This window comes from Arthrobacter sp. 35/47 (genome assembly GCF_000520475.1).
GTDB lineage: Bacteria > Actinomycetota > Actinomycetes > Actinomycetales > Micrococcaceae > Arthrobacter_D > Arthrobacter_D subterraneus.
This window is the reverse complement of record NZ_KI914603.1, coordinates 36529-49302: the sequence shown is the minus strand read 5'-3', so window position 1 is coordinate 49302 and position 12774 is coordinate 36529. Positions and strand designations below refer to the sequence as shown.

The 12774-nt window shown below is 65.5% G+C and carries 12 protein-coding genes and 1 pseudogene; 7 read left to right on the top strand and 6 right to left on the bottom strand.

All coding sequences use genetic code 11. From position 1 onward, the window contains the following. Positions 1-79: 79 nt before the first annotated feature. Positions 80-685, top strand: a pseudogene (locus X803_RS22800) (alkaline phosphatase family protein); the annotation flags it as partial. 134 nt (positions 686-819) lie between these two features. Continuing rightward, positions 820-1749, top strand: coding sequence for a metallophosphoesterase family protein (locus X803_RS22795; protein ID WP_253907455.1), 930 nt, complete (start codon positions 820-822; stop codon positions 1747-1749). 22 nt (positions 1750-1771) lie between these two features. On the opposite strand, the gene X803_RS0110705 is transcribed toward X803_RS22795, so the two are convergent. Then, the gene (locus tag X803_RS0110705; protein ID WP_035778677.1) at positions 1772-3391 is read right to left on the bottom strand and encodes an SLC13 family permease; all 1620 of its coding nucleotides are present in this window, start codon (positions 3389-3391) and stop codon (positions 1772-1774) included. Between the two features lie 151 nt (positions 3392-3542). Between X803_RS0110705 and X803_RS0110700 the strand changes: the two genes are divergently transcribed. The 3 genes from X803_RS0110700 to X803_RS0110690 all read left to right on the top strand — a co-directional run bounded on the left by X803_RS0110700 (position 3543) and on the right by X803_RS0110690 (position 6739). Next, entirely contained in the window at positions 3543-4982 is a 1440-nt protein-coding gene (locus tag X803_RS0110700; RefSeq protein ID WP_026545132.1) for a lipase maturation factor family protein, read from the top strand. A gap of 68 nt (positions 4983-5050) precedes the next feature. Then, complete coding sequence (locus X803_RS19295; RefSeq protein WP_051470669.1) at positions 5051-6319, top strand: multidrug effflux MFS transporter; 1269 nt, start codon at positions 5051-5053, stop codon at positions 6317-6319. A gap of 21 nt (positions 6320-6340) precedes the next feature. Beyond that, complete coding sequence (locus X803_RS0110690; protein ID WP_026545131.1) at positions 6341-6739, top strand: VOC family protein; 399 nt, start codon at positions 6341-6343, stop codon at positions 6737-6739. A 16-nt stretch (positions 6740-6755) separates the two neighbouring features. Here X803_RS0110690 and X803_RS19290 read toward each other — a convergent pair whose 3' ends face one another. Together X803_RS19290 and X803_RS0110680 are read right to left on the bottom strand one after the other, a co-directional pair. Further along, on the bottom strand, positions 6756-7010 hold the full coding sequence (locus X803_RS19290; RefSeq protein WP_051470668.1) for a hypothetical protein: 255 nt from the start codon (positions 7008-7010) through the stop codon (positions 6756-6758). A gap of 144 nt (positions 7011-7154) precedes the next feature. Next, on the bottom strand, positions 7155-7382 hold the full coding sequence (locus X803_RS0110680; protein ID WP_026545130.1) for a hypothetical protein: 228 nt from the start codon (positions 7380-7382) through the stop codon (positions 7155-7157). Between the two features lie 113 nt (positions 7383-7495). Here X803_RS0110680 and X803_RS0110675 point away from each other — a divergent pair, with 113 nt between their 5' ends. Beyond that, positions 7496-8407, top strand: a complete 912-nt coding sequence (locus X803_RS0110675; protein ID WP_026545129.1) for a ribonuclease Z — start codon at positions 7496-7498, stop codon at positions 8405-8407. Here X803_RS0110675 and X803_RS0110670 read toward each other — a convergent pair. The 3 genes from X803_RS0110670 to X803_RS21890 form a co-directional block, all read right to left on the bottom strand. Then, complete coding sequence (locus X803_RS0110670) at positions 8404-9507, bottom strand: oxidoreductase (protein ID WP_026545128.1); 1104 nt, start codon at positions 9505-9507, stop codon at positions 8404-8406. The genes X803_RS0110675 and X803_RS0110670 overlap by 4 nt on opposite strands. A 68-nt stretch (positions 9508-9575) precedes the next feature. Further along, positions 9576-10613 (bottom strand): isopenicillin N synthase family dioxygenase, encoded by a 1038-nt coding sequence (locus tag X803_RS0110665; protein ID WP_026545127.1) that lies wholly within the window; start codon positions 10611-10613, stop codon positions 9576-9578. Between the two features lie 112 nt (positions 10614-10725). Beyond that, positions 10726-10986: an antitoxin gene (locus X803_RS21890; protein WP_051470667.1), complete on the bottom strand. Its 261-nt coding sequence runs from the start codon at positions 10984-10986 to the stop codon at positions 10726-10728. A 319-nt stretch (positions 10987-11305) separates the two neighbouring features. Here X803_RS21890 and X803_RS0110655 point away from each other — a divergent pair, with 319 nt between their 5' ends. Further along, on the top strand, positions 11306-12760 hold the full coding sequence (locus X803_RS0110655) for a glyceraldehyde-3-phosphate dehydrogenase (RefSeq protein ID WP_026545126.1): 1455 nt from the start codon (positions 11306-11308) through the stop codon (positions 12758-12760). Positions 12761-12774 lie beyond the last annotated feature (14 nt).

The window sequence follows — 12774 nt, the reverse complement described above, 5'->3', positions numbered from 1 at the left end:
GGCGGACCGGCACGCCGAAGGCCGGGAAGCCGCGGACCGGCAATAGCGCTGCCTCGTGCCGCCCGGGTAGAACTGACCTATGGACAGCTCGCTGATACTTGGCCCGATGCTCCGGTTTGTCGACGAGACAACGGCGAGCGTGTGGGTGGAAACGCGCGCAGCCGCACGGGTCCGGGTGAGTTCTGCCGGCAGGGAATGGGAGGCTGCCACCTTTTCCGTACATGGGCACCACTACGCGCTTGTTGAGGTAAAGGGGCTTGAGCCCGGATCCAGTTCGCCCTACACCGTCGAAATCGACGGCCGGCGGGTGTGGCCTGAGGAAGGGTCACCGTTTCCTGCCCCCGTGATCCGCACGATTGACCCCGACCGGCCGTTCCGCCTTTCCTACGGTTCCTGCCGGACCAGCGAAGTGAATGACCTCGCCGCCCACAAATCCCACGGCGTGGACTCGTTACTGGCGTTCGCCCTGCACCTCGCGGACCGGGGAGAGCAAGCCGTACCGGATCTCATCGCGTTCCTGGGCGACCAGGTGTACGCCGACCTGCCGAGTAGTGAGATGCGTCAGATCATCCGGGACGACCGCGGCATCAGCACCAAGCTGGATGCGGAGTTGCGCAACTACGAGGAGTACACCCAGATCTACCGGCTGGCCTGGTCCGGGCCGGCCATCCGGTGGCTTTTGTCCACCGTCCCGAGCGCCATGATCTTCGATGATCATGACATCCGGGACGACTGGAACTCGTCGCTGCTCTGGAAGAAGAAGGTCGCACGATCCCGTGGTGGCGGGACCGGATCGTATCCGGCCTGGCGTCCTACTGGGTGTACCAGCACCTCGGCAACCTCTCGCCCGCGGAGCGCGCGGCCGACGAAATCTGGCAGGCCATCCAGTCGCATCAGGGGCCGGGCGAGTTTGAGCTCAGCCCCATCGTCGAGGCGGTTGTCGAGGAGGCTGACCGGGACCCGGAACGCTACCGCTGGAGCTTCTGCCGCGATTTCGGGGACACCCGGCTGGTCGTCCTCGACTCGCGGGCGGCCCGGGTACTGGAACCCGGCAGGCGCTCCATGCTTGACGCGAAGGAACTGCAATGGCTCGACGAGCGGATGCAGGGCGACCGGCGGCACCTGCTCATTGCCACCTCACTGCCGTTCCTGCTCCCCCGCGGGCTCCACCACATCGAAGACTGGAACGCGGTGCTGGCCGACGGCCGCTGGGGCGAACGCCTCGCTCTGGCGGGTGAGTGGATCCGGCAGGCAATCGACCTTGAGCACTGGGCTGCGTTCCCGGAAAGCTTCCGCGCCGTTGCCGCCATGACGACCGAGGTTGCCGAGGGCAGGCGGGGCGCCGCGCCTGAGACGGTGACCTTCCTGTCCGGTGATGTCCACTTCTCCTACATCGAGGAAGTGGACCGGCCCATGCAGTCGCGGGTACTGCAGGCAGTCTGTTCTCCAATCCGGAACCCGCTCCGTCCCACCCTGCGCTGGGTTGCGGCGGTGATGTCGAGGCGGGTCGCCGGTCCGCTCGGTGGCGTGCTCGCCCGGTTCTCCCCCCACCCGCCATTCCACTGGTCAACGCTGAAGAACCCCTGGTTCGACAACAACCTCGCAAGCCTGGAAGTGACCGCGGAGGGGTTGAAGCTGCGGTGGGACACCGGCGTCCTCATTGATGGGCACCATGACGCTCCAAAGCTGCAGGAGGTCACGTCGATCACCATCGCCCCGCACCCGGTAGCGGCACGTAAGCCTCACTGAACAAGCCGCCGGCCAGCCGCCGCTAGTAGGTAATGGAGAACACCCACACCGCCAGTGTCATGGTCACCAGCGTGATCAGGACGATGCCGATCAGGTTGAGCCACAGGCCGCCGCGGATCATCTGCCCGATGGTCACGTAGCCCGAGCCGAACGCGATGGCATTGGGCGGTGTGGCTACCGGCAGCATGAACGCACAGGTTGCTGCCAGCGCCACCGGGATGGCCAGGAGCATTGGATCCAGCCCCAGGCCCAGCGCCACGCCACCGGCGACGGGCAGGAACGTTGCCGCGGTGGCGGTGTTGCTGGTCAGTTCCGTCAGGAAAATGATGCCGGTCGCGAAGATCAACACGATCAGGAGCACCGGCACGGCGCCCAGCGCTGCCGCGCTTTCGCCGATCCACTCGGTCAGGCCCGAGGAGGAGAACTGGGAGGAAAGGGCCAGCCCGCCGCCGAACAGCAGGAGAACGCCCCACGGCAGCTTGACGGCAGAATCCCAGTCGAGCAGCCGCACACCGCGCGCAGCGCTGGCCGGCAGCAGGAACAGCAGCAAACCCACGATCATGGCAATCCCGGCGTCGTCGATCGGCGCGGATGGGAAGATCACCGGCACAAAGACCCAGCTGAGGGCGGCGAGAGCGAAGATCGCGAGGACGCGCTTTTCGCCGCCCGACATGGGCCCCAGCTGGGCAAGTTCCTTGCCGATCAGCTCCCTGCCTCCCGGGATGTGATCGATCTCGGGCTTGAACAGGACCTTGGTGAGCAGGAACCAGGTGATGATCAGCATCACCACGGACAGCGGAACTCCCACGAGCATCCACTGCCCGAAGCCGATGCTGATGTCATGTTCCTCCTGCAGGTACCCGACCAGGAGTGTATTCGGCGGGGTCCCGATGATCGTGCCGAGCGAACCGATGGAGGCTGCGTAGGCAATACCCAGCATGAGGGCGGTACCGAAGTTGGACTTGATGATGGCGTCCTTGACTTCCGCACTCTGCGGGTCGGCCCCCTCCAGGTCCGGATCAGATGCCGCGCCATCCGCTCGACCTTCCGCCTTGCCCTCCGCCGCGGCATCCGCCAGCAGGTTGGGGAGCAGCAGCAGGACGGACACGCCGATCGGCAGCATCATGACGGCGGTTGCCGTATTGGAGACCCACATGCTGAGGAAGGCGGTGGCCACCATGAACCCTGCGACCATCTGTGCCGGTTTGGTGCCCATCACGCGCACCGTCTGCAGCGCAATGCGGCGGTGCAGATTCCAGCGCTGCATCGCGAGGGCAAGAAGGAAGCCTCCCATGAAGAGGAAGATGATGTTGCTGCCATAGGAGGCGCCGACGTCGTCCACTGCCACGTCCTCCCCCAGAACGGGGAAGATGATCAGCGGAAGGAGCGCCGTGGCGGGGATGGGAATGGCCTCGGTCATCCACCACACGCCCATGAGTACTGCCGTGGCAGCCGTCAGTTTGGCCGGATGCGCCAGATCGGCGGGCATCACGAAGTAGACAAGCAGCGCCAGGCCAAGACCAACAGCAAACCCGGTCCATTTGATCCGGTGGGTCTTGGGATCCTCGGCGGGGGCACGCTCGCCGGGCGATTTGAACTCGACGTCCCGGTCCTGGAGCTCCTGCGGACCGGGAGGATTCATGGAGCCCCCGGGCAGGGAACTCGTGCGCCGGGTGTCTTTGCCGGCCGGTTGCGGCTTGAAAGGCATATCCACTCCACATCATTTGGATGGTGCAGTGCGTCACAGTTTAGCCCCCTTGACGCTTCCCATCCTGCAGGAGTTTCGTTGAATCATGGAGTGGTTGGGCGGCGTGCTCGACGCCGACGGGTACGAGGTGGGGAGGCAGATCCTCCAGCGCGGTGTCGCTGCCATCTACCTGATCGCGTTCATCTCCGCGATCAACCAGTTTCCGGCGCTGCTCGGTGAGAACGGTCTCCTGCCCGCCCCGCGGTTCATCGAGCGGGCCGGAAAGCGGGCCGGCCCCACGCTCTTCCGCTGGCGCTACTCGGACCGGTTGCTGCTGGCGGTGTGCTGGATCGGTGTCGGGGTCGCCGCGCTGCTGGTGATCGGGATACCGCAGTCCGGACCACCGTGGCTGCCGATGCTCGCGTTCCTGATTCTGTGGGCGCTGTACCTGTCGGTCGTGAACATCGGCCAGGTGTTCTATGGCTTCGGCTGGGAGAGCCTGCTGCTTGAAGCCGGGTTCCTGGTCGCGTTCCTCGGGTCCAACGAGGTGGCGCCACCGTTCCTGGTGCTGTTGGTGATCCGATGGCTGGTGTTCCGGCTTGAGTTCGGCGCGGGCATGATCAAGATGCGCGGCGACCGGTCCTGGCGCGACCTCACCGCCCTCTACTACCACCACGAGACCCAGCCGATGCCGAATCCGGCCAGCCGCTTCTTCCACCTGCTCCCGAAGCCGCTGCACAAGGCCGAAGTCGCCGGAAACCACTTCACCCAGCTGGTGGTGCCGTTCTTCCTCTTCGCGCCGCAGCCGGTCGCCGGATGGGCCGCGGTCATCATCATCGTCACCCAGGCGTGGCTGGTGATCTCCGGAAACTTCGCCTGGCTCAACTGGATCACCATCGTCCTCACTTTCGGCGCAGTCCCTGACTCCTTCTACGAAGCCCTCGGCCTCACCGTTGCGCCCGCTTACAGCACCACGCCGGTCTGGTTCGCCGCCGTCGTCGTGCTGATGACCGTCTTCATCGCCTGGCTGAGCCGGCAGCCGCTGCTGAACCTGTTCGCGAAGCGGCAGCTGATGAACGCCAGCTTCAACCGATTCCACCTGGTCAATGCCTACGGTGCCTTCGGGAGCGTGACCAAGGTCCGGTATGAAGTGATCATCGAGGGAACAGCCGACGACGGCGCACCGGGCTCCCGCTGGGAGGAGTACGAATTCAAGGGCAAGCCGGGCGACCCGTCTCGCATGCCCCGCCAGTATGCTCCCTACCACCTGCGCCTGGACTGGCTCATGTGGTTCCTGGCGCTAGGGTCCGACGGCGGCTGGTTCACGCCGCTGCTGGTGAAGCTTCTGCAGGCGGATCCGAAGATCCTGAAACTCCTGCGGTACGACCCGTTCAACGGCGAGCGCCCGCGGTACGTGCGGGCGCGGATGTTCCGTTACCGATTCTCCACCCGGGAGGAAAAGCGTGCCAACGGCCTGTGGTGGATGCGGGAGGAAGCCGGCACGCTCGTGGAGCCGGTGTCACTGCGGGCCGGCCAGCGGCGCTGAGTCCGACTGGGCAGTAACGTTTCAATTTCCTCCACCGCTCAGCGTGAAAGCGGATTAGAGTTGCTCAGGTGACCAACCCGCCTCCGCCACAGGTCCGCTCCCCACGGTACGTGCCCGGAATCAAGTACATCCTCATGCTCGGTGCTCTCGCCGCACTGCCCGCGGTAACCACGGACATGTACCTTCCGTCGCTTCCCGTGGTGGCCGAAGATCTGCGGGCCAGCCAGGCGGCCGTGCAGTTCACCCTGTCGGGGATGCTCCTGGGCGGCGGCGTGGGCCAACTGGTCATTGGCCCCCTCTCCGACCGGTTCGGCCGCCGGCTGCCGCTCATCATCGGGATCACCATGCATGTGGTGATTTCACTGCTCTGCTCGATCGCACCTGATATCGGCACGCTGATTGTGCTGCGCGTGCTTCAGGGGTTCTTCAATGCGGCAGCCGCCGTCGTCGCCATCGCGGTGATTCGTGACAGGTTTGTGGGATCTGACGCTGCGCGTCTGCTGTCGCGCCTCATGCTGGTGATCGGGGTTGCCCCGCTCTTCGCCCCGACCATGGGGCAGGCTATCGCCGGAATCTGGCACTGGCGGGCGGTGTTCTACGCCCTGGCGCTGATTGGCGTACTGCTGGTACTGATTGTGTGGCGGTTCATGCCCGAAACGCTTCCGTCGGAACGACGCCGGTCAGGGCACGTCCGAAACGTCACGGCCGGATACTGGCAGCTCCTCCGGGACAAGCGCTTCATGTCCCTCGCCGTCATCCCCGGACTTGGACTGGGTGTGATCATGAGTTACGTGGTGGGCTCGCCCTTCGTGTTCCAGGAACAGTACGGACTCAGCCAGGGCCAGTTCGCGCTCATCTTTGCGCTGAACGGTGTGGCGCTGGTGCTCTCAGCCCAGGTCAATGCATCCCTGGTACGTAAGATCGCACCCGCCAAACTCCTCCGGGCTGCGGCTGTGGCGCAACTCGTGTTTGCGCTGGTCCTCGTTGCCGTCGCCGCGACGGGGGTCGGCGGTGTCATCGGACTCCTTGCAGCGCTATGGCTGGTACTTGGCACGCAGGGGATGATCCCGGCGAACGCGTCGGTGCTGGCCCTGAACTCCTATGGCCAGATGGCCGGGACGGCAGCCGCGGTCATCGGGGCGCTGCAATCGGGTGTAGCTGGAATAGTCAGCCCCCTGGTGGGCGTCCTCGGAGGAGATGCACTGTCCATGTCCGTGGTGATGATCGGGGCAGTGGTGCTCACCGTCGTCGTACTCCTGCTCGGTACGCCGGTGTTCCGCCGGGACGGGTGGAGGGCCTTCGAGGTTCCGGACGAGCGGGCCGCCACCCCGGCCTGAACCGCTGCGTATGCTGTCTCCATGACAGCTCCCCAGATCTACGTGAGTTTCCCCGGAACGGCCCGGCAGGCTCTGACCTTCTATGCGGATGTCTTCGGCGGTGAGCTGTCCCTGTATACCCTTGCGGAGTTCGGCCGAAGTGACGGCCCGCCGGATGCGATCGCGCACGGGACGCTCAGCGGAACCGTAGCCATGGCCGGATCGGATGCAGGACCGGGCGACACCCCCGTCCGTTTCCAGGGTCTGATGCTCTCACTGCTGGGTACCGCCGAGCCCGAGGTCCTGCACCAGTGGTTCGACGAGCTCGCTGATGGCGGGTCGGTGGTAGACCCACTTGGGCCCAAGCCGTGGGGCGCCTCGGACGGGCAGGTCATTGACCGCCATGGACTGCACTGGTTGATTGGCTACGAACCGCAGTGAGGCTGCGCGTGAGTTGCTAGTCCTGCTCCGGGCCGTCCATAAATTCCGCTTTTCGGCGCTGCGGCAGGTCATCAATCAGTTCGTTGAGAGCCAGCGCAATGGTGTTCCGCTCCCGTACCGGCAGGGGGTACATCCCATGCAGGTAGGCTTCCAGCTCAAAGGCCCCAAGGTTTCCGCCCACGCTGTAATAGTGCACCCACAGGTCATCGGCGCTCACCTCGGCCTCGCGTGCCGCCAGCCAGGTGCTGTGTTGTTGGGTATGTTGCGTCATGCTCAGGCCTGTTCAGAACGTGCAACCGGGAAGCGGTTCATGCCCGTGCTCTGGGGAACACCCGGGGAAACCGGCTTACCCCCGGATAGACACTCAATCATTCGTAAGCTTACCTTCTGCCGCCCGGTCATGGGGAAAATGAGGCTAGTCGCTGGGGCTGATGTCCGTCGTCAGGTCACGGTCGTCGCCGTTCTCCTGATCCTCTTCCTCCGCGGGACCGACCGCCTCGTTGACGCCGGCAGCGGTGCCTGACGCTTCATCCGACTTCTCATCGTCGCCCTGCAGAGGTTCAGGATCACGCGACACCGGAGTATCCCGGTCCTGCAGACCATCGCGGACGTCGTTCTCCCGATCATTCGTATCGCTTGTCATGGTTCCCTCCTGCGATCATCGTGATCTCCCGCCACCAACGTTACTGCCCGGCACGCCGCGATGGGAGAGCCGTCATGAACCCCTGCGACTGTCGGCGGTGGCAGACTCGATCCATGCGCGAACTCGTGATCCTCGGTACCGCCTCCCAGGTCCCGACCCGCACGCGCAACCACAACGGGTACCTGCTCCGCTGGGACGGCGAAGGCCTGCTGTTCGATCCGGGTGAGGGCACCCAGCGCCAGATGACCCACGCGGGGGTCAGTGCGTCCGGCATCACGCGCATCTGCCTCACCCACCTCCACGGTGACCACTGTTTCGGCCTGCCAGGCGTCCTGTCCCGCATGGTGCTCGACGGCGCCGCGCACCCCGTACACCTGCATTACCCGGTCTCGGGGGAAGAAACGGTCCGCGCCCTGGTATCCCTCGCGACACCCGGCCTTGACCTGAGGCTCACACCGCACGGAGCATCGGGCCCCATTGCCGACGGGCTCGAGGTCCGGCCGTTGCGGCACCGGATCGAGGCGCACGGCTACCGTCTCACCGAGCCCTCCTCACGTACCCTGCTGCCGGAATGGCTTGCCACCGCCGGAATCACCGGGCCCGACGTCGGCCGCCTCCAGCGGGAGGGGCGCATCGGCAACATCACGCTCCGGGACGTCAGCGTGCCGCGTCCCGGTCAAAGTTTTGCCTTCGTCATGGACACCGCTGAATGCGAGGGCGCCGACGCGCTGGCCGACGGCGTTGACCTGCTGGTCGCCGAGTCCACCTTCAGCGACGACGACGCCGCCCTGGCAGACCAGTATCTACACCTCACCGCGGGTCAGGCAGGCGCGCTGGCGGGCAACGCCAACGCGGGAACGCTGGTGCTGACGCACTTTTCCTCCCGCTATCCGGCGGTGGACGTGCTAGCCGCTCAGGCGAGGGCCGCTGTCGTCGGTTCCGGCGGGAACGGCACACAGGTCATCGCGGCAAATGACCTGGACCGGATACCGCTCCCGAAGCGCCGCCGCGCCGCTGCACCCTAGGCGGGGAGTTCCAACTCCCAGTCCTTCACGTCCGCAACCGGCGCGAAGATGCTCCCGTCCAGTTCAGCCAGCCCGACGCCGTTGCGCACCCGACGCGGCCAGTCGCGGTTCGCGAGAGCAGCCTTTCCGAGCGCCACGACATCGGCTGTGCCGTCCTGAAGCAGGGCCGTCGCGGCGTCGGGATCATCGAGGTTCCCGTTGGCGATCACCGGGAGCCCGGTGTGCTGCTTCGCGAGCGCCGCAAGCGACGGCCCGCTGTCGCCGAAGGCGGGTGCTGCCGCACGGTATTCGGTGGTGTGCACAAAGTCGATGCCGGTAGCGGCCAGTGTCTCGAAGATGACCCGCGCGTCCTCGGCACCGCCGGCCCATTTGTGCTCGTTGTCGCTCACCTTGCCCTGGGAAATGCGGATACCCACGGTCATGTCTGGGCCCACCGCCTCGCGGACCGCCCGGGTCACCTCTGCGGGGAACCGGACACGGTTCTCCACGGATCCGCCGTACTCATCGGTGCGCTCGTTCAGGTAATCCGTGAGGAACTGGTCCAGCAGGTAACCGTTGGCACCGTGAATCTCGATACCGTCGAACCCGGCCTCCTGTGCCCGCAGCGCGGCGCTCACGAATCCGTCCTTGACCTCCGCAAGCTGCTCGCGGGTGATCGCCGACGGGACGGGGTAGGCTCCTTCCCCGCGGTAGAAGGCGAGCTGTTCGCCCTTCGGTGCAATGGCCGACGGCCCGATCGAAGACCCCACAAAACGGTTGCCCTGCGACTGTGACCCGGCGTGCATGAGCTGCGCAAAGATCCGGGAGCCGGCTTTGTGGACGCGCTCCACCACGGTGGCCCACGACGCAGCCTGCTCCTGCGTCGCTATTCCCGGCTGGAACAGGTACCCCTGGCTGTGCCTGGTATCAGGGTAGATGCCCTCAGTGATCAGCAATCCAAACCCGCCGCGCGCGTAACCCTCGTAGTAGGTGCCCATGCGGTCGGTGGGGTGGCCGTCCTCCGAGGCGCTGACCCGGGTCATCGGTGCCAGCGCAACACGGTTCTGCAGGTCGGTGTTGCCCAGACGCATCGGCGCCCAGAGCGGGGAGTGCTTCGTCATGAAAAATCTCCTTGGGTAGCAGGTTGCCGCCGGACCAGTCCGGCAGTCGGCCTGCTTTCCTCAGCGACCTAGCGCTGTGAGATATTCCGGGCGAGGTCCGGATGGTGGATTTCGGCGACGTCCGGATGCGCGCGTGCCCGCCCCTTGAGGACGTTCATCCCGTAGGTGGACAGCATCGGGTTGTCGGGGTCGTCGGAGATACCGCGGGCATCAGCTGCCAGTTCGGGCGGCAGCGGCACGGGATTCACCACGGCATCCAGCCGGGGCGACCAGAAGAAGGGCACCGAATAACGGTCCACCCCGGGCGGCGGCGCCTGGACCCGGTGGATGGTTGCGAGGAGGTAGCCCCCGGTGGCGACCTCCAACATCTCACCGAGGTTCACCACGAGCGCGCCGGGGATCGGCTCCACCGGAATGGGCGCCTCCGCACCGGGCGGCAGTACCTCGAGGCCTCCCACCTCGTCCTGCAGCAGCAGCGTCACGAATCCGTAGTCCGCATGCAGGCCCACGCCCTGATCCCCTGCGCCCTCGAGCCCGCCGACATAGTGCACCAGCTTCGCCATCCAGGCCGGGGTGTCCTCGAAAAGCTCGGCGAAGTAGTCCTCAGGCTGGCCCAGGGCCACGGCGATCGCGGCGAGCAGCTCTGCGCCGACGTCGGACATCAGCCCAGCCCACTCCATTGCCCGGCGCTCCAGTTCGGGAAGTGTCTCCCGGGGCCACTGGTTGGGGCCCTGAAGAAGCCAAAAGGGCTGGTCAGCGGGGTAGTCCGCTACGGGCTCACGTTCGGGAGAGAAGTCGATCTGCTCGCGGGAGTCGGCCCGGCCCCGTGTCACCTCGGTGCCCAGCCGAGCGTAGCCGCGGAAGTGAGGGGAGTTGCGGTTGTCGAGCGCAAGCCGCTCCTCCAGCGGAAGGTCAAAGAACTGCTTCATCACCTCGAGCAGGCCGTCAACCTGGGACGGGCCGGCCCCGTAATTGGTGATCTGAAAGAAGCCCACCACATGGGCTGCCTCCCGCAGCCGGGTGACGAACCCAGGGTCAAACGATCCGTCCGGGCGGCGGGCGGTGCTGAGGTCGAGCACGGGAATCGATTGCTGGGATTGCTTCATCTAGGGAGCGTACCGCGAGCGCCCTTAGCTGATACTCCTCTTTGTGACGCAATGTTTCGCCGCAGTGTTCATGTGCAGGAAGGGGCCCGCCCGGGACGCGTCGCGATGGAGCTCAGGGGCGCGGATTCCCGGTGTCACCCCCTGCTGCCTGCGGCCCGTCGCCGGGGTTGCGGAGATGCTTGTGCGCCTGGTCCCGGGCATTGTCGATCTTGTCCTGGTGCTTGCCCTTGGTGGCGCGGTCAGCAACCTCCGCCACCCGGTCCACAACCTTGCCGCCGACCTGCTTTGCCTGAGGGCTGTTGAGCGCCTCCCGGACCTTGGGGTTGCGTGCCAGGTTCCTGGCGATTTTGCCGAGCGATCCGAATGAAGCCATGGTGTCCGTCCTTTCCGACGTGTCTGCAAGTACCAACGTAGCCCGACTGAAGAACGATCCCCCCGGTATGCCGTTCATCACAGATCTGCCCTTCCGCGATGCCCTGCAAACCAGGACGGCTATCCTAGGTGCATCGCCGCAGCCCGCCGCCGACGTCGTTGTCGGTAGGTTCTCAAGCGGCCCACATCTAAAAAATGCCGACTGCGCGGGCCAGCCCGCATCCATCACCGTGGTCAGTTGGCGAAAATGCCGGAACAACCGGCAGAGAGAGGACCTGATCATCGTGGATCACAACCTTGTCGACACCCGCGGCACCTGGATGAGCCGGGAAGCACTTGCTGAAGGGATGATTCCCGTCATCGGCCGCCTCTACCGTGAAAACAACGTGGTCACGAGCATCCACGGGCGCAGCCTCATCAACAAGTCCACCATGGGCATCCTCAAGGCGCACCGCTTTGCCCGGCGCATGAGCAAGGAAGAGCTGCTCCTGGAGGAAACCGCTCCCCTGCTGCGCACCCTCGCTGAGCTCGACCTTGGTGCTGCCTCGATCGATGTGGCCCGCCTGAACCAGAAGTACAAGTTGAGCCAGGAGGAGGCCGGCGGTCCTACTCTGGAGGAGTTCCTCCGGGCGGAGCTGACCGACGTCGTGGGGAAGCGCGGTGCCGACGCACGCACGAGCACCGACGTCGTTCTCTATGGTTTCGGGCGCATCGGGCGCCTGGTGGCCCGCCTGCTGATCGAGAAGGCGGGTGGCGGTCACGGCCTGTGCCTGCGGGCGATCGTGGTGCGCAAGGGCGCCGACAACGACCTCATGAAGCGCGGGAGCCTGCTCCGCCGGGACTCGGTGCACGGCTCCTTTGAAGGCAGCATCCAGGTGGACGAGGAAACCAACACCATCACCGCCAACGGCGTACGGATCCAGGTCATCTACTCAAATGACCCGGCAACCATCGACTACACCGAGTACGGCATCAAGGACGCCCTGGTGGTGGACAACACCGGCCGCTGGCGCGACGAGGAAGGCCTCAGCCAGCACCTGCAGAGCAAGGGCGTCGCGAAGGTGCTGCTGACCGCTCCGGGCAAGGGTTCGCTGAAGAACATCGTCCACGGCATCAACCACACCGACATCACCGCCGGGGACCGCATTGTCACCGCGGCATCCTGCACCACGAACGCCATCACCCCGGTACTGAAGGCCATCAACGACGAGTTCGGTGTGGTGCACGGCCATGTGGAGACCGTCCACTCGTTCACCAATGACCAGAATCTCATCGACAATTTCCACAAGGGCGACCGCCGCGGACGTTCTGCGGCCCTCAACATGGTCATCACCGAGACCGGAGCCGCCAAGGCCGTCGCGAAGGCGCTGCCCGAGCTTCAGGGCAAGCTCACCGGCAGCTCCATCCGCGTGCCTACCCCGGATGTGTCGATCGCCATCCTGAACCTGTCCCTGGAGAATGAGACAACCAAGGACGACGTCAATGACTACCTCCGCGAGATGTCGCTGCATTCGGTCCTGCGCAAGCAGTTGGACTACATCGACTCCCCCGACGTCGTCTCGACCGACTTTGTGGGCTCCCGCCGTTCCGGCACCGTAGACGGCCTTGCCACCATCTGCAACGAGAGGAACCTGGTCCTCTACGTCTGGTACGACAACGAGTTCGGGTACAGCTGCCAGGTAGTGCGCGTCATGGAGGAAATGGCCGGCGTCAACCCGCCGTCATTCCCGGCGAAGGAAGCAGTGCCGACGGCGGAGCTCGCCGCCACGCGCTAGCCGCTGGCGGGGGC